The 16,447-nt window shown below is 73.1% G+C and carries 15 protein-coding genes; 6 read left to right on the top strand and 9 right to left on the bottom strand.

From position 1 onward, the window contains the following. The first annotated feature begins 5 nt into the window (after nucleotides 1-5). From tal to pgl, 5 genes are all read left to right on the top strand, one after another. Entirely contained in the window at nucleotides 6-1,184 is a 1,179-nt protein-coding gene (tal, locus tag EAD96_RS21290; RefSeq protein WP_121685550.1) for a transaldolase, read from the top strand. 101 nt (nucleotides 1,185-1,285) lie between these two features. Further along, a complete protein-coding gene (locus EAD96_RS21285; protein WP_121685537.1) occupies nucleotides 1,286-2,857 on the top strand; it encodes a glucose-6-phosphate isomerase in 1,572 nt (523 codons plus the stop codon). Nucleotides 2,858-2,907: 50 nt separating this feature from the next. Next, nucleotides 2,908-4,422, top strand: a complete 1,515-nt coding sequence (zwf, locus tag EAD96_RS21280) for a glucose-6-phosphate dehydrogenase (RefSeq protein WP_091331180.1) — start codon at nucleotides 2,908-2,910, stop codon at nucleotides 4,420-4,422. A gap of 31 nt (nucleotides 4,423-4,453) precedes the next feature. Further along, nucleotides 4,454-5,470, top strand: a complete 1,017-nt coding sequence (locus tag EAD96_RS21275) for a glucose-6-phosphate dehydrogenase assembly protein OpcA (protein WP_091331179.1) — start codon at nucleotides 4,454-4,456, stop codon at nucleotides 5,468-5,470. A 69-nt stretch (nucleotides 5,471-5,539) separates the two neighbouring features. Further along, entirely contained in the window at nucleotides 5,540-6,310 is a 771-nt protein-coding gene (gene pgl, locus EAD96_RS21270) for a 6-phosphogluconolactonase (protein WP_120568921.1), read from the top strand. 140 nt (nucleotides 6,311-6,450) lie between these two features. On the opposite strand, the gene EAD96_RS21265 is transcribed toward pgl, so the two are convergent. From EAD96_RS21265 to rapZ, 8 genes are all read right to left on the bottom strand, one after another. Beyond that, entirely contained in the window at nucleotides 6,451-6,795 is a 345-nt protein-coding gene (locus EAD96_RS21265) for an RNA polymerase-binding protein RbpA (RefSeq protein WP_091420426.1), read from the bottom strand. Between the two features lie 130 nt (nucleotides 6,796-6,925). Next, nucleotides 6,926-7,186, bottom strand: coding sequence for a preprotein translocase subunit SecG (secG, locus tag EAD96_RS21260; protein WP_013287463.1), 261 nt, complete (start codon nucleotides 7,184-7,186; stop codon nucleotides 6,926-6,928). Between the two features lie 95 nt (nucleotides 7,187-7,281). Further along, nucleotides 7,282-8,073: a triose-phosphate isomerase gene (gene tpiA / locus EAD96_RS21255; RefSeq protein ID WP_120568920.1), complete on the bottom strand. Its 792-nt coding sequence runs from the start codon at nucleotides 8,071-8,073 to the stop codon at nucleotides 7,282-7,284. Further along, a complete protein-coding gene (gene pgk, locus EAD96_RS21250) occupies nucleotides 8,074-9,273 on the bottom strand; it encodes a phosphoglycerate kinase (protein ID WP_121685536.1) in 1,200 nt (399 codons plus the stop codon). A 52-nt stretch (nucleotides 9,274-9,325) separates the two neighbouring features. After that, nucleotides 9,326-10,330 carry a type I glyceraldehyde-3-phosphate dehydrogenase gene (gene gap, locus EAD96_RS21245; RefSeq protein WP_120568918.1) on the bottom strand — a complete coding sequence of 335 codons (1,005 nt, stop codon included), beginning with the start codon at nucleotides 10,328-10,330 and terminating at the stop codon, nucleotides 9,326-9,328. A 264-nt stretch (nucleotides 10,331-10,594) separates the two neighbouring features. Beyond that, entirely contained in the window at nucleotides 10,595-11,575 is a 981-nt protein-coding gene (gene whiA / locus EAD96_RS21240; RefSeq protein ID WP_018788213.1) for a DNA-binding protein WhiA, read from the bottom strand. Nucleotides 11,576-11,629: 54 nt separating this feature from the next. After that, on the bottom strand, nucleotides 11,630-12,634 hold the full coding sequence (yvcK, locus tag EAD96_RS21235; protein WP_120568917.1) for a uridine diphosphate-N-acetylglucosamine-binding protein YvcK: 1,005 nt from the start codon (nucleotides 12,632-12,634) through the stop codon (nucleotides 11,630-11,632). Beyond that, complete coding sequence (gene rapZ, locus EAD96_RS21230; protein WP_120573677.1) at nucleotides 12,631-13,512, bottom strand: RNase adapter RapZ; 882 nt, start codon at nucleotides 13,510-13,512, stop codon at nucleotides 12,631-12,633. The genes yvcK and rapZ overlap by 4 nt, the downstream gene beginning before the upstream one ends. Nucleotides 13,513-13,741: 229 nt before the next feature. Between rapZ and recQ the strand changes: the two genes are divergently transcribed. Continuing rightward, the gene (recQ, locus tag EAD96_RS21225; RefSeq protein ID WP_121685535.1) at nucleotides 13,742-15,595 is read left to right on the top strand and encodes a DNA helicase RecQ; all 1,854 of its coding nucleotides are present in this window, start codon (nucleotides 13,742-13,744) and stop codon (nucleotides 15,593-15,595) included. A 157-nt stretch (nucleotides 15,596-15,752) separates the two neighbouring features. Here the strand turns inward: recQ and EAD96_RS21220 are convergent, their stop codons facing one another. After that, the gene (locus EAD96_RS21220) at nucleotides 15,753-16,403 is read right to left on the bottom strand and encodes a C39 family peptidase (RefSeq protein ID WP_121685549.1); all 651 of its coding nucleotides are present in this window, start codon (nucleotides 16,401-16,403) and stop codon (nucleotides 15,753-15,755) included. Nucleotides 16,404-16,447: the final 44 nt, after the last annotated feature.

Genomic DNA, 16,447 nt, shown 5'->3' with positions numbered 1-16,447 from the left:
ACGGCATGACGGACAGGCTGAAGGAGCTCCAGGGCGCCGGTGTGGCGATCTGGCTCGACGATCTTTCCCGGGTACGGCTGAGCTCCGGCGGGCTGGACAAGCTGCGCCGGGAGAGCCACGTCGCCGGGGTGACCACCAACCCGACGATCTTCGCGAAGGCGCTGAGCGACGCCGACGAGTACGACTGGCAGCTTCGTGACCTCGCCGTACGCGGCGTGGACGTCGAGGAGGCGGTCCGCATGCTCACCACGTACGACGTGCGGTGGGCCTGCGACGTGATGCGCCCCTCGTACGACGTCAGCGACGGCGTGGACGGCCGGGTGTCGATCGAGGTGGACCCGCGCTCGGCGCACGACGCGGCGAAGACCGTCGCCGAGGCCAAGGCGCTGTGGTGGCTGGTCGACCGGCCGAACCTGTTCATCAAGATCCCGGCCACCGAGGAGGGCCTGCCCGCGATCACCGCGACGCTGGCCGAGGGAATCAGCGTAAACGTCACGCTGATCTTCGGCCTGGACCGCTACTCGCAGGTGATGGACGCGTTCCTGGCCGGCCTGGAGCAGGCGCAGGCCAACGGGCACGACCTGTCGAAGATCGGCTCGGTCGCCTCGTTCTTCGTCTCCCGGGTCGACACCGAGGTGGACAAGCGGCTGGAGAAGATCGGTTCGGACCGGGCCAAGGCGCTGCGCGGCAAGGCGGCGGTCGCCAACGCCCGGCTGGCGTACGAGCGCTACGGCGAGGTCTTCTCCTCGGCGCGCTGGCAGAAGCTGGCCGACGCGGGCGCCCACCCGCAGCGCCCGCTGTGGGCCTCCACGTCGACGAAGAACCCGGACTACCGGGACGTCATCTACGTCGAGGAGCTGATCGCGCCCGGCACCGTCAACACCATGCCGGAGCCGGTCGTCCACGCCTACGCCGAGCACGGCGAGACGAAGCCGGACACCGTCACCGTCGCGTACGACGACGCGCGTCAGGTCTTCGCCGACCTCCAGTCGGTGGGCGTGGACCTGTCCGACGTGATCGCCACGCTGGAGCGCGAGGGCGTGGAGAAGTTCGAGGCGAGCTGGGTGGAGCTGCTGGAGGGGGTCAAGAAGTCCCTCGCCGAGGCGGCCAAGGGCTCGGGCAGCCCGCACCGGGCCGCCGGGGAGAACGCGCAGGCGGCGCAGCAGGCCGGCGGCAACGCGTGACCGACGGCGTCCGACGCGTCCCGGGGCCGGGCCCCGGGACGCGTCGCGCCGTACCGTGGAACGGGTGAGGTGGTCTGCCTTGAACGAGCCGAGGTGGCGCGGTGAGTGACCTGCTGGCCGGGCGGGCGGACATGGCCGCCGGTCTGGCCGTGCGCGGGGCCGACGCCCTCGGTGCGGCCACCCGCGCCACGCTCGTCTCCCACGACGTCCCGGCCCGGCTCGCCGCCGCGGACCCGGCCCTCTGGGGGCCGGCCGCCGAGCCGGCGGCCCTCGCCCGGCTGGGCTGGCTGCACGCCCACCGGCACAGCCGGGACCTGCTCCCCCAGCTCGCCGAACTTGCCGCCGAGCTGGACGACCTGGACCACGTGGTGCTGGCCGGCGCCGGCGGCGACACGCTCGCCGCCGAGGTGCTGGCCGAGTGCCTGGGCCGGCCGGTGACGGTGCTCGACACCGCCGATCCGGGGCCGGCGCGGGCCGCGCTCGCCGACCGCCCGGCGCGTACCCTCCTCGTGCTCGCCGCCCGGCACGGCCTCGACCGGACCACCGACGCCCACCTGCGGGTCTACCGGCAGGCGTGGGCGGACGAGGGCCCGGATGCCGCCCGGCACGTCGTGGTGGTCACCGAGCCCGGCTCGGAACTCGCGGCGCGCGCCGACGAGCTGGGCGCGGTGGTGATCCCGGCCGAGCCCGGCGCGGCCGGGCCGTGGGCCGCGCTCACCGCGTTCGGCCTGGTCCCGGCCGCGCTGGCCGGCGCGCCGGTGGCCGAGGTGCTGGACGAGGCCGAGGCGCTCACCGGCGCGCTCGACCGGGATCGGGACAACCCGGCACTGGCGCTCGGCGCGGCCCTGGGCGCGGCGCCCGGCGCCGGCCGGGACACGATCGCGCTGGTACCCGACGGCACCGGCCTCGACGGCCTGGGCCGCTGGGCGGGCGCGCTGCTCGCCGACGCCACCGGTGGACGTCTGCTGCCGGTGGTGGCGGAGTCCCCCGACTCCCCCGGCGCCACCGGTCCGGGCGTGCTCACTGTCGGTCTCGGCGGCGCCCTCGGCGCCGGTGTCGGACCGGGCGTGGCCGCCGACGTCGCGGTCAACGGTCCGCTCGGCGCACACCTGCTCACCTGGGCCTACGCCGCCGCGACCGCCGCGGTGACGCTGCGGACCGACCCGTTCGCCGCGCCGCCGGACCCGGCGGACGACGACGCGGCGCCGGAGAGCGGGCCGCCGTCGTCGGTCGAGGGCGCGATCGAGGTGTACGCCCCGAGCGGCGCACCGGCCGACCTGACCGGCGCGCTGCGCTGGCTGCTCGACGGGCTGGGCGAACGGGAGCACCTCGTGGTGACCGCGTACCTCGACCGGCACGCCGACGCGGCGATCGCCGGGCTGCGCCCGCTGCTGGCGCGGGCCGCCGGACGCCCGGTCACATTCGGCTGGGGACCGCGCCGGCCGCACCACACCGACCCGCGCGGCCGGCACCTCCAGATCACCGGTGCGGTCACCGATGATCTGGAGGTGCCCGGCCGTCCGTACACCTTCGCGCAGCTCCAGGCGGCCCAGGCCGCCGGCGACCGGCGGGCCCTGGCCGGCCGGGAGCGACCGGTGCTGCGACTGCACCTGACCGAGCGGGCGGCGGGTGCCGCCCAGCTCCTGGACACGGCCGGACGGACACGCACGTGACGATCAATGACCTGGAATCAGCGGACCGAGACGCAGGAGGAGGTGGCCCGGTGAACCCGCTGCGCGATCCGCAGGACCGGCGGCTGCCCCGGATCCCCGAGCCGTGTGCCCTGGTGATCTTCGGGGTGACGGGTGACCTGGCCCGCAAGAAGCTGCTGCCGGCGGTCTACGACCTGGCCAACCGGGGGCTCCTGCCGCCCGGCTTCGTGGTGCTGGGCTTCGCCCGACGGGACTGGGGCGACGGCGACTTCGAGTCGGTGGCGCACGACGCGGCCAAGAAGCACGCCCGTACCCCGTGGCGGGAGGAGGTGTGGGCCCGGCTCGCCGGCAACATCAAGTTCGTCGGCGGCTCGTTCGACGACGACGCCGCGTTCGACCACCTCGCCGCCACGCTCGACGAGCTGCGCGACACGCACGGCATCCCCGGCAACGCCGCCTTCTACTTCTCCATCCCCCCGGCGGCCTTCCCCGTGGTGCTCAAGCAGCTCGCCCGCACCGGCATGGCGGACAACGCCAAGTCCGGCGGCTGGCGGCGCGTGGTGGTGGAGAAGCCGTTCGGCAACGACCTGCCCTCGGCCAAGGCGCTCAACGACCTCGTCGACGACGTCTTCACCCGCCAGGACGTGTTCCGGATCGACCACTACCTGGGCAAGGAGACGGTCCAGAACATCCTGGCGCTGCGCTTCGCGAACAACCTGTTCGAGCCGCTGTGGAACTCCAAGTACGTCGACTCGGTGCAGATCACCATGGCCGAGGACGTCGGCATCGGCACCCGCGCGGCGTTCTACGACTCCGTCGGCACCGCCCGCGACGTGCTCCAGAACCACCTGCTCCAGTTGCTCGCCCTGGTCGCCATGGAGGAGCCGACGAGCTTCGACGCCGACGAGATCCGCGCCGAGAAGCTCAAGGTGCTCAAGGCGATCACCGTGCCGCACGACGTCTCCGAGGACACCGTGCGCGGCCAGTACCTGCCCGGCTGGGTGGGCGGCGAGCGGGCCAAGGGCTACCTGGAGGAGGAGGGCGTCCCGGAGGGCTCCACCACCGAGACGTACGTGGCGGTGAAGCTGGGCATCCAGAACCGCCGCTGGGCCGGTGTGCCGTTCTACATCCGGGCCGGCAAGCGGCTGCCCCGGCGGGTCACCGAGGTCGCCATCATGTTCAAGAAGGCGCCGCACCTGCCGTTCAACGCCGCCGACATGGAGTCCCTCGGCCCCAACCAGCTCGTCATCCGGGTGCAGCCGGACGAGGGCGTGGTGCTGAAGTTCGGCTCCAAGGTGCCGGGCACCACGATGGAGGTCCGCGACATCGCGATGGACTTCCAGTACGGCGAGGCGTTCACCGAGTCCAGCCCCGAGGCGTACGAGCGGCTGGTGCTGGACGTGCTGATCGGCGACCGGACGCTGTTCCCGGACGCCGCCGAGGTGGAGCAGAGCTGGCAGGTCGTCGACCCGCTGGAGCACGCCTGGGAGGGCACGACCCCGGAGCCGTACCGGGCCGGTGAGTGGGGGCCCCGGGCCGCCGACGAGATGCTGGCCCGCGAGGGCCGGGCTTGGCGAAGAGCGTGAGCGAGCACTGCGAGCGAACCAGGAGGCTCCATTGATCGGGCTGTGGGACACCACCGGCAACGAGGTGGTCAAGGCGCTGGCCGCGGAACGGCGCAGCGCCGGCGGAGTGGCCAGTGGCATGGCGCTCACGCTGATCGTGGTGGTGGACGAGAAGCGGGTACGCGAGGCGGAGGCGGCGGCCACCATCGCCGCGGCGGCGCACCCGTGCCGGCTGCTCGTGGTGGTCCGCTCCGATGTGGAGCGCGACCGCAACCGGCTGGACGCGGAGATCGTCGTGGGTGGCCGGCTCGGGCCGTGCGAGGCGGTGGTGACCCGGATGTACGGGCGCCTCGCGCTGCACGCCGAGTCGGTGGTGATGCCGCTGCTGGTGCCGGACGTGCCGGTGGTGACGTGGTGGCACGGTGAGCCCCCGGCGGAGATCTCCACCGATTTCCTCGGCGTGGTCGCGGACCGGCGGATCACCGACTCGGCGCAGGCCGCCGACCCGATCGCCGCGCTGCGGCAGCGGGCCCACGACTACGCCCCGGGCGACACCGACCTGGCGTGGACCCGGATCACCCCGTGGCGCACGCTCGTGGCCGGCGCGTTCGACACCACCCAGGCCCGGGTCACCGAGGCCAGCGTGGTGGCTCCCCCGTCGGACCCGACGGCGGCGCTGATGCGCGGCTGGCTGAAGGCCCGGCTCGGCATCGACCCGGTCCTGACCGCCACCGACGAGTTCCCCCGGATGCGCCAGGTGCAGTTGCGCTGCGCCAACGGCGACGAGCTGACGCTCACCCGGGACGACAGCATCGCGGTGTTCCGGCGTACCGGGCAGGAGGACCGCACGCTGCCGCTGGTCCGCCGGCCGCTCGGTGACGAGCTGGCTGAAGAACTGCGCCGCCTCGACGCCGACCAGGTGTACGCGGAGGCGCTCGGCGCTGCGGCCGGGATCACCGGGCTCGACCAGCGCCCGGCCCAGCGGGTGCACGTGTGGAAGGATCCGGCGACCGCCCAGCGGGCCGAGGCCGGCGTGACCGCGCACGCGGGCGCGACCGCGAACGAGTGACCGCCCGGACCGGGCGGTCGGAGGCACAGGTGACCGCCGGTGGGCGGTCGGAACACGAGGGCACGACGGATGACTGAGGCGAGTGTCGCCGTACACGCCGACCCCGACCTGCTGGCGCAGGCGGTGGCGGCCCGGCTGGTGGTGAAGCTGCTCGACGCGCAGGCCGAGCGCGGCCAGGCATCGGTGGTGCTGACCGGCGGGCGGATCGCCGCGGCGGTGTACCGGGCGGTCGGGCAGCTGCCCGCCCGGGACGCGGTCGACTGGTCCCGGGTCGACGTGTGGTGGGGAGACGAGCGGTTCCTGCCCGCCGGCGACCCGGACCGCAACGAGACGCAGGCGCGGGCGGCGCTGCTGGACACGGTGCCGCTCGACCCGGCCCGGGTGCACCCGATGCCGGCGTCGGACGGCCCCGCGGGTGACGACCCGGAGGCGGCTGCCGCCGGGTACGCGCGGGAGCTGGCCGCCGCCGCGCGGCCCGGGAACGCGGTGGTGCCGCACTTCGACGTGCTGATGCTCGGCGTCGGCGAGGACGGGCACGTGGCGTCGGTGTTCCCGGAGCACCCGGTGCACCACGACAACCGGCCGGTCAGCGCGGTGCGGGGCAGCCCGAAGCCGCCGCCGGTGCGGACCACGCTGACCCTGCCGACGATCAACACGGCCGAGGAGGTCTGGCTGATCGCCGCCGGGGCGGACAAGGCCCGGGCGGTGGGCATGGCGCTGGCCGGGGCCGGGCCGGTGCAGCTGCCGGCCGCCGGGGTGCGGGGCGTCTCGCGTACCCTCTGGCTGCTGGACCGGGCCGCCGCGGCGAACGTGCCGCCGCGGCTGCGCAGCCTCCGCTGATCCCGGTCGTGGCGGGCCCCTGCCGGGGCCCGTCCACGATCTGGCGATCGACGACACCAGCTCGCCGAAGTGGCGGCATCCGGGGCACTCCGACACGACCACCACCCCGAACTGGCGATCGGCGACGCCAACTCGCCGGATCAGGCGCGGCCGCGACGCCGGCGCAGCGCGTCGAGGGCCTCGGCGAGCAGTGCCTCACCCTCCTCCGGCGTGCGCCGCTCCTGCACGTACGCCAGGTGGGTCTTGTACGGCTCGGCGCGCTGGCGGCCCGGCGGGTCGCCCGGGTCGGGGCCGGCCGGCTCGCCGCAGCGGGGGCACTCCCAGGAGGCGGGCGTCTCCGCCTCGGCCGCGATCAGGAACTCGACCCGGTGCCCGTGGCGGCACCAGTAGACGACCGGTCGGCGCGGCGCGGGCTCGACCCGCTGGTCGAACCGCTCGGGGGCGGACCCGACCCGGGTGCCGCGGATGACGTTGTTGCTGGGCACGGTTGCTCGCTCCCTGTCGTCGGAGGGGACCGCCGCCGGAGGGGGTGGGCGACGGGCGACGCGCGGAGAAACAAAACTGCGCGCGGTCCGTGACGGACCGCGCGCAGATTGTACGCTTCTCAGCGCCGACTCAGGTGCCGCTGGCCATCTGCAGCCGCAGCCAGAGCCCGAGCCCGACGATGCACGCGAACCAGACGATTCCCACCAGAACGGTGTAGCGGTCGAGGTTCTTCTCGGCCACCGACGAACCGGCCAGGCTGGAGCTGACGCCGCCGCCGAACATGCTCGACAACCCGCCGCCCTTACCGCGGTGCAGGAGGATCAGCAGGGTGAGCAGGACGCTCGTGATGACCAGCAACACGATCATCGTGTAGGCGAACCAGATCGGCATGGCGGGGGTCAGTCCTCTCGTTGCGATCACTGCCCGGACCTGTCGGGCACTGCGGCACCGACCGGTGGACGGGCAGCGTCAAGGATAGCGAGCGATCAGCGGGCGATGTGCTCCGGGAACCGGCAGATCTGCGCGAACTCCTCCGCGTCCAGGCTGGCGCCCCCGACCAGAGCCCCGTCCACGTCCGGCTGCGCCATGATCGCAGCGACGTTCGACGCCTTGACCGACCCGCCGTACAGGATCCTGACCTGCTCGGCGGTGCCCTCGTCGTAGGTCTCGGCGATGCGCTTGCGCACCGCGCCGCAGACCTCCTGGGCGTCGTCCGGGGTCGCCGTCTTGCCGGTGCCGATCGCCCAGACCGGCTCGTACGCCACGACGACCTTGGTGACCTGCTCGGCGGTGAGCCCCTTCAGCGCGCCGTCGAGCTGGTCGCAGCAGTGCCGCACCTGACCCGACTGCTCCCGGACCTCCAGGCCCTCGCCGATGCAGAGGATCGGGGTGAGCCCGTTCGCCAGCGCCGCCGACACCTTCGCGTTGACCAGCGCGTCGTCCTCGTGGTGGTACTGCCGCCGCTCGGAGTGGCCGACCACCACGTAACCGCAGCCCAGCTTGGCGAGCATCGGACCGGCGATGTCACCGGTGTACGCGCCCGACGGGTGCGGCGACAGGTCCTGCGCGCCGTAGCCGATCAGCAGCTTGTCGCCGTCCACCGCCGTCTGCACGGTACGCAGGTCGGTGAAGGGCGGCAGCACCACGCACTCGACGTCGGTGAGCTGCTTCTCGTTCAGGCTCGCGGCCAGCTTCTGCACCAGCAGGTTGGCCTCGAGGTGGTTCAGGTTCATCTTCCAGTTGCCGGCCATCAGTGGCCGGCGGGTCGTGCTCGCCATTCAGTTCTCCAGGGCCGCGATGCCGGGGAGGGTCTTGCCCTCCAGGTATTCCAGGGAGGCGCCACCACCGGTGGAGATGTGCCCGAACGAGGACTCGTCCAGGCCCAGCGCGCGCACCGCCGCGGCCGAGTCGCCGCCGCCGACCACGCTGAACGCGTCGGCCTTGGTGATCGCCTCGGCCACGCCCCGGGTGCCGTTGGCGAACGCCGCCATCTCGAACACGCCCATCGGGCCGTTCCAGAAGACGGTCTTCGCCTGCGACAGCGCGGCGGCGAAACCGGCCACCGTCTCCGGGCCGATGTCCAGGCCCAGCCGGTGACTGGGGATGCCGTCGGCCGGCACGGTGTCGTGCGCGGCGTCCGGCGCGAACGCGTCGGCGGCCACCACGTCGACCGGGAGCATGATCTTGCCCGGCGCGCGCTCCATCAGGTTGCGGCAGGTCTCGACCATGTCCTTCTCCAGCAACGACGTGCCCACCTCGTGGCCCTGGGCCTTGAGGAAGGTGAAGCACATCCCGCCGCCGATGAGCAGCCGGTCGACGGTCGGCAGCAGCGCCTCGATCACGGCGAGCTTGTCGGAGACCTTCGAGCCGCCCAGCACCACCACGTACGGCCGCTCCGGCTCGCCGGTGAGACGGCTGAGCACCTCGACCTCGCGCAGCACCAGCCGGCCCGCGAAGTGCGGCAGCCGGGCCGGTACGTCGTGCACGCTGGCGTGCTTGCGGTGCACCGCGCCGAACGCGTCGTCGACGTAGGCGTCGCCGAGCGCGGCGAGCTGGTCGGCGAACGCGCCCCGCTCCGCGTCGTCCTTGCTGGTCTCGCCGGCGTTGAAGCGCAGGTTCTCCAGCAGCGCGACCTGGCCGTCGGCCAGGTCGGCCACCGTGGACCGCGCCGAGTCGCCGACGGTGTCCTCGGCGAAGTGCACCGGGGCGCCGAGCAGCTCACCGAGCCGCCCGGCGACCGGGCGGAGGCTGAACTGCGGGTCCGGCGCGCCCTTCGGGCGGCCCAGGTGCGAGCAGACGACCACCTTCGCGCCGGCCTGCACCAGCGCGCTCAGCGTCGGCAGGACGGCCCGGATCCGGCCGTCGTCAGTGATCTCCCCGGTCTGCTTGTCGAGCGGGACGTTCAGGTCGGCGCGCACCAGCACGCGCCGACCCGACACCCCCTCGGCGAGCAGGTCGTCGAGGTTGCGGATCGTCACAGAGCCAGCCCTCCGTTCGTGACTGCGGGGCTCGCAAGCTCGCTCCTCGCACTCACAGGGACTGACCCACCAGCTTGACCAGGTCCACCAGGCGGTTCGAGTAGCCCCACTCGTTGTCGTACCAGCCGACGACCTTGACCTGGTTGCCGATCACCTTGGTCAGCGGCGCGTCGAAGATGCACGACGCCGGGTCGGTCACGATGTCGGCGGAGACGATGGGATCCTCGTTGTAGGTGAGGATGCCCCGCAGCGGGCCCTCGGCGGCGGCCTTGAGCGCGGCGTTGACCTCGTCCACGGTGGTCTCCCGGCCGACCTCGACGGTCAGGTCGGTGGCCGAGCCGGTCGGGATCGGCACGCGCAGCGCGTAGCCGTCCAGCTTGCCCTTCAGCTCCGGCAGCACCAGGCCGATGGCCTTCGCGGCACCGGTCGAGGTCGGCACGATGTTGAGCGCGGCGGCCCGGGCCCGGCGCAGGTCCTTGTGCGGCGCGTCCTGCAGGTTCTGGTCCTGCGTGTACGCGTGGATGGTGGTCATCAGACCCTGCTTGATGCCGAACGTGTCCTGCAGGACCTTCGCCATCGGCGCGAGGCAGTTGGTGGTGCAGGAGGCGTTCGAGATGATGTTGTGCTTGGCCGGGTCGTACTGGTCCTGGTTGACGCCCATGACCACTGTGACGTCCTCGTTCTTCGCCGGAGCGGAGATGATGACCTTCTTGGCCCCGCCGTCGAGGTGCGCCTTCGCCTTGGTGGCGTCGGTGAAGAAGCCGGTGGACTCGATGACCACGTCGGCGCCGACCTCGCCCCACGGCAGCTTCGCCGGGTCCTTCTCGGCGTACGCCTTGATGGTCTTGCCGCCCACGGTGATCTCGTCGGCGGTTGCCTTCACCTCGTGCGGGAGGCGGCCCAGGATGCTGTCGTACTTGACAAGGTGGGCGAGCGTCGCGTTGTCGGTCAGGTCGTTGACCGCCACGACCTCGACGTCAGCGCCGGACGCCAGCACTGCCCGGAAGAAGTTGCGGCCGATCCGGCCGAAGCCGTTGATGCCAACCCGGATGGTCACAGGTCCCATCTCCTCGCGTTCTGGTCCGCCGGCGTCAGACCGCGGCCGGCGGAGGTGTGTGCGCCGACCGTTGGAGCCGGCCGTCGACATGTCATCTCGGCCACCCCGCCGCGGTCACGGAGACCTGACCGCCCGAGGCGGTGAGCACGGCGAGGAGCGCCTGTTCCGGCCCCCTTGCCGTACGCAGCGACCATATCCGAGCGCGCGGCGTCGCGCTGCGGCGGGTGGTGATCCCGCTCGCGGTGCACTGCCGCCCGAGTCCTATCAGACCACGAGCATGTCCGGCGTGACTGCCGCTTCCGTATCCGGGATGCCCAGGTCACGGGCACGCTTGTCGGCCAGCGCGAGCAGCCGGCGGATCCGGCCGGCGATGGCGTCCTTGGTCAGCGGCGGCTCGGCGAGCGCGCCCAGTTCCTCCAGGGAGGCCTGACGGTGCTCCAGGCGCAGCCGCCCGGCCGAGGTCAGGTGGTTCGGCGCGTCGTCGGCGAGGATCTCCAGCGCACGGGTCACCCGGGCGGCGGCGGCCACCGCGGCGCGCGCGGAGCGGCGCAGGTTCGCGTCGTCGAAGTTCGCCAGCCGGTTCGCTGTCGCGCGCACCTCCCGGCGTACCCTCCGCTCCTCCCAGGCCAGCACGCTGGAGTGCGCCCCTATGCGGGTGAGCAGCGCGGCGATCGCGTCTCCGTCCTTGACCACCACCCGGTCCACGCCGCGCACCTCGCGGTTCTTGGCGGTGATGCCGATGCGGCGGGCGGCGCCGACCAGCGCCAGCGCCGACTCCGGACCCGGGCAGGTGATCTCCAGCGCGCTGGAGCGGCCCGGCTCGGTGAGCGAGCCGTGCGCCATGAACGCGCCCCGCCAGGCCGACACGGCACAGCAGACGTTCGCGGCCACCACGTGCGGCGGCAGGCCGCGCACCGGGCGGCCCCGCACGTCGAGCAGGCCGGTCTGCCGGGCGAGCGCCTCGCCGTCCTTGACCACCCGCACGATGAAGTGGCTGCCCTTGCGCAGCCCGCCGGAGGCGAGCACGTGGATCTCGCTCGGGTAGCCGTACACCTCGGCGATCTCCCGCCGCAGCCGCCGCGCCACCGCGCCGGTGTCCAGCTCCGCCTCGACCACGACGCGGCCCGACACGATGTGCAGGCCGCCGGCGAAACGCAGCAGGGCGGCCATCTCCGCCCGCCGACAGCAGGGCTTGGGCACGTCGACCCGACTCAGCTCGTCCTTGACCGCAGCCGTCATCGCCATAGTGCGCCCCCTCACGGACCGGTTCCGGCGTGTCGCCGGTGATTACGTACGTGTCTAACGATCGGCGCGCAGGACAGGCACCAGCGCGGCGCCCAGGGCGGCTGGATCATGACGGGGCGTGCCGTCCAGGACGGCGACGGGAGCGAGGACCAGCCGGGCACCCAGCGATTCTGCCGCACGTTCGACCGCCGCGGGATCACCCACCGCCGTGGAGTCGGCGAGCACCCGGTCCACCTTCAACTCGGGCAGATAGCGCCGCAGTGTGTCCAGATGGTCGGGCAGGGAGAGCCCCGAGGTCTCCTTCTCGGCCACCAGGTTGAGCGTCACCAGCCGCCGCGCCGGGCTGGACACGATCGCGTCGGCCAGGCCCGGCACCAGCAGGTGCGGCAGCACGCTCGTGTACCAGCTGCCCGGCCCGAAGATCAGCCAGTCCGCGGCGCGTACCGCGGTCACCGCCTCGGCGCACGCGGCCGGCGCGGACGGGTTGAGCCGCAGCGACTCGACGGTGCCCGGGGTGACCGCGACCTGGTGCTGGCCGCGCACCGTGGACACCTCGTCCGGGTGCTCCGGGTCGGCGCCGCGGACCCGGGCCTCGATGCCCACCGGCTGGCGGGACATCGGCAGCACCCGCCCCACCGCGCCGAGCATCGCCCCGGCGTGGTCGAGCGCGGCCACCGGGTCGCCGAGCAGCTCGGTCAGCCCGTGCAGCAGCAGGTTGCCGACCGCGTGGCCGGCGAGCGAGTCGCCGACCGCGACCGGCACCGGCGCGGCGATCGTCGGCGCCGGCGGCACCGCGGCGGCGAAGCGGTGCTGAAACAACGCCGCGCTGCGCCGGGTGGCCGGATGGTCGCCGGCCAGCGCGACGAGCGCCTGCCGCAGGTCGCCGGGCGGCAGGCCGCCGCGCTCGGCGCGCAACCGGCCGCTGGAGCCGCCGTCGTCACCGACGGTGACCACCGCGGTGATGTCCAGGTCCAGTTCGGGTACGCAGTGACGCAGCGCCCGCAGCGACGCCGAGAGCCCGTGCCCGCCGCCGAAGGCGACCACCCTGGTCGGGGTCACTCCCGCCCCAGGTCCCGGTGCTGGGCGTTGGCGGCGATGCCGGAGTGGCGCAGCCGGGAGGCCAGCTCCTCGGCGATGGCCACGCTGCGGTGCTTGCCGCCGGTGCAGCCGACCGCCACGGTCAGGTAGCGCTTGCCCTCCCGCTCGAACCCGGCGGTGGTGGCGTTGACCAGGTCGGCGTAGCCGGCCACGAACGCGTCGGCGCCCTCCTGGCCCAGCACGTACGCGCTGACCGCCTCCTCGCGGCCGGTGTGCTCGCGCAGCTCCGGCACCCAGTACGGGTTCGGCAGGAAGCGGGCGTCCATCACGAAGTCGGCGTCCGGCGGCAGACCGTACTTGAAGCCGAACGAGATCACGGTGATCCGCAGCCGGCGGGCGTCCTCGCCGCCGAACAGCTCCTCGACCCGGCGGCGCAGCTGGTTCACGTTCAGGTGGCTGGTGTCGATGATCACGTCGGCCTGCTCGCGGGCCTCCTCCAGCAGCGCCCGCTCGACCGCGATGCCGTCGGCCAGCCGCCCGTCGCCCTGAAGCGGGTGCGAGCGGCGCACGCTCTCGAACCGCCGGATCAGCACCTCGTCGTCGGCGTCGACGAAGACCACCCGGGGCTGGAAGCCGCGCTCACGCAGCTCCCGGATCGCCCCGGCCAGGTCGGTGGAGAAAGCGCGCGAGCGCACGTCCAGCACCATCGCCGTACGCCGGGCCGCGCCGCCGGCCTTGAACGCCAGCTCGGCCATGTCCAGCAGCAGCGCCTGCGGCAGGTTGTCGACCACGTAGTAGCCGACGTTCTCCAGCGCCCGCGCCACGGTGCTGCGCCCGCCGCCGGACAGGCCGGTCACCACCACCAGGGAGGTCTCCGACTCGGCCGGCGCCGGTCGCACCGGCGTCGTCTCCGCCTCGGTCGGCCCCAGGTCACCCGCTGTACGCGCCTCGCTCACCCGCTACCCCCAGCCGTGGCGCCGCGGCCGGTCGGCCGCGCATGGTCAATCAGCGACTCTAACGGCTGCGACCCCGCCCGGGATTCCACGGGGTGACGACCGGAACATGTCGGCGGCCCCGGGACGGCTCGCCGGGACGGGCGGTGTCGGGGGACGCTCGTAGACTGCGCGGATGGTCTCCCCCACCGACGAGCGGACCGACGCCCCCCGGACCGCCGACGCGCTCGAGGTGCTGCGCCGGGTCTTCGGGTACGACGCCTTCCGCGGCTTCCAGCAGGAGGTCGTCGAGCACGTGGTGGCCGGCGGCGACGCGCTGGTGCTCATGCCCACCGGTGGCGGCAAGTCGCTGTGCTACCAGATCCCGGCGCTGGTCCGCGACGGCGTGGCGGTGGTGGTCTCGCCGCTGATCGCGCTCATGCAGGACCAGGTCGACGCGCTCACCGCGGTCGGCGTCCGGGCCGGGTTCCTCAACTCGACCCAGGACCCCGCGCAGCGGCGCCGGGTCGAGGCGGCCTACCTCGCCGGTGAGCTGGACCTGCTCTACCTCGCCCCGGAAGGGCTCGCCGTGCGCTCCACGCTCGGCCTGCTGGAACGCGGCCGGATCGCGCTGTTCGCGATCGACGAGGCGCACTGCGTCTCGCAGTGGGGGCACGACTTCCGCCCCGACTACCTCAACCTGTCGATGCTGCACGAGCGCTGGCCGGACGTACCGCGGATCGCGCTGACCGCCACCGCGACCCGGGCGACACGCACCGAGATCGCCACCCGGCTGCGGCTCACCGAGGCCCGGCACTTCGTGGCCAGCTTCGACCGGCCCAACATCCAGTACCGCATCGTGCCCAAACGGGAACCGCGCAAGCAGTTGCTCAGCCTGCTGCGCGACGAGCACCCCGGCGACGCCGGCATCGTCTACTGCCTGTCCCGGGCCTCGGTGGAGAAGACCGCCGAGTTCCTGGTCGCCAACGGCATCCCCGCGCTGCCGTACCACGCCGGGCTGGACGCCACGACCCGCGCCACCAACCAGCAGCGCTTCCTGCGCGAGGACGGGCTGGTCATGGTCGCCACGATCGCGTTCGGCATGGGCATCGACAAGCCTGACGTACGCTTCGTCGCCCACCTCGACCTGCCCAAGTCGGTGGAGGGCTACTACCAGGAGACCGGCCGCGCCGGGCGCGACGGGCTGCCGTCCACGGCCTGGCTGGCGTACGGGCTCCAGGACGTGGTGCAGCAACGCAAGATGATCGAGACGTCGGAGGGCGACCTGGCGCACCGGCGCAACCTCGCCGCCCACCTGGACGCGATGCTGGCGCTCTGCGAGACGGTCCGCTGCCGCCGCGCCCAGCTGCTCGAATACTTCGGCGAGACCGAGGTGGCCGACTGCGGCAACTGCGACACCTGCCTCGACCCGCCCGAGTCCTGGGACGGCACCGTCGCCGCGCAGAAGCTGCTGTCCACCGTCTACCGGCTCGACCGCGAACGCAACCAGCGCTTCGGTGCCGGGCACAGCATCGACATCCTGCTCGGCAAGCACACCGACAAGATCGACCAGCACGGCCACGACGCGCTGAGCACCTTCGGCATCGGCACCGAACTACGCGAGGCCGAGTGGCGTGGCGTGGTGCGCCAACTGCTCGCCGAGGGTCTGCTGGCCGTCGAGGGCGACTACGGCACGCTGGCGCTGACCGAGGCCAGCGCGGACGTGCTCGGCCGCCGCCGTACGGTCACCCTGCGCAAGGAGCCGGAGCGCCCGGCCGGCCGGTCCGCCAAGCCCCGGGGCGCGGCCACCGTCGTCGCCGACCTCTCCCCCGCCGCCGCGCCCGTCTTCGAGCGGCTCCGCGCGTGGCGCGCGGCCACCGCCAAGGAACAGGGCGTCCCGGCGTACGTCATCTTCCACGACGCGACGCTGCGGCAGATCGCCGCCGAGCCGCCCGCCTCACTGGCCGAGCTGTCCCGGGTGAACGGGGTCGGCGAGAACAAGCTCGCCAAGTACGGCGAGGCGATCCTGGCCGTCCTCGCCGAGTCCTGACACACGCGAAAGGGCCCGACCCCGTGGTGGGGTCGGGCCCTTCCGGTGTGCTGTGGCCTCGCTCTGGTTCACGCGGTGGTGCTCTGGCCCGCGAGGTCGTGCTGGCCGCATTGGCTGCGTTTCTTGCTCTGCAGCCATCGGTGCGGCGGTGTTGGTCTTAGCTGGTGCTGTAGCCGCGGGTGGCGATCCAGTCGGCGAGGTTGTCGATGCTCATCCGGTAGGTGGCGGTGTTGGGGTTGGCGCTGTCGGCGATGGTGACGGTGTGGCCGTCGTCGCGGTAGCCGATGACGCTGATGTAGTGGCCGCCTTCGAAGGAGTGGGTGGTGCCGTCGGTGTCGGTGGCGGTGCCGGCGATGTTGGCGACCACGGCCCGGCCGGCGTCGACGGTCTTGACGACGTCGGTGCGCAGGGTGTCGGTCTGCTTGTCGTCGGCCTTGGGGGTGCTGATCTCGACCGACTTGTAGGCGTTGCTGGCGCCGGTCTCCTTGTTCAGCACGGGGGTGATGTCGTTGATGCTGTTGGTGCCGGCCTCGGTGGTGCCCATCTCCTTGGCCATGGCGTGCACGTCGATGTTCTTGCCCTGCACGGACAGGGCGTTACGGGCGGCGGCGGGGCCGCAGAAGTAGAAGTTGGGCTGGGCCTCGTAGCGCACGTCGAGTTCCCGCTCACCGTGACCCTTACGGTCGGCCACCACGCTCGTGGTGGTGGGGGCGGCGTGGGCGGCGATCGCGGGTCCGGCGATGCCACCGGCGGTGGCGGCGATACCGGCAGCGGTCAGAACGGTCTTACGCAGCAGAGTGGTAGCCATGATGGTTGCCTCCCTGAAGTGGGGGATGACCGCGGCGGGGGTGC

Source organism: Micromonospora sp. BL1, from assembly GCF_003667485.1.
GTDB lineage: Bacteria > Actinomycetota > Actinomycetes > Mycobacteriales > Micromonosporaceae > Micromonospora > Micromonospora tulbaghiae.
The sequence above is the reverse complement of the archived record's forward strand: the minus strand, read 5'-3'. Positions and strand labels throughout refer to the sequence as shown.

Bases quoted from the DNA above. Each gene is read 5' to 3' on its own strand.
- tal (WP_121685550.1), top strand. From the start codon at position 6: ATGACGGACAGGCTGAAGGAGCTCCAGGGCGCCGGTGTGGCGATCTGG.
- pgl (WP_120568921.1), top strand. From the start codon at position 5,540: ATGACTGAGGCGAGTGTCGCCGTACACGCCGACCCCGACCTGCTGGCG.
- secG (WP_013287463.1), bottom strand. From the start codon at position 7,186: ATGCCGATCTGGTTCGCCTACACGATGATCGTGTTGCTGGTCATCACG.
- tpiA (WP_120568920.1), bottom strand. From the start codon at position 8,073: ATGGCGAGCACGACCCGCCGGCCACTGATGGCCGGCAACTGGAAGATG.
- whiA (WP_018788213.1), bottom strand. From the start codon at position 11,575: ATGGCGATGACGGCTGCGGTCAAGGACGAGCTGAGTCGGGTCGACGTG.
- recQ (WP_121685535.1), top strand. From the start codon at position 13,742: ATGGTCTCCCCCACCGACGAGCGGACCGACGCCCCCCGGACCGCCGAC.
- EAD96_RS21220 (WP_121685549.1), bottom strand. From the start codon at position 16,403: ATGGCTACCACTCTGCTGCGTAAGACCGTTCTGACCGCTGCCGGTATC.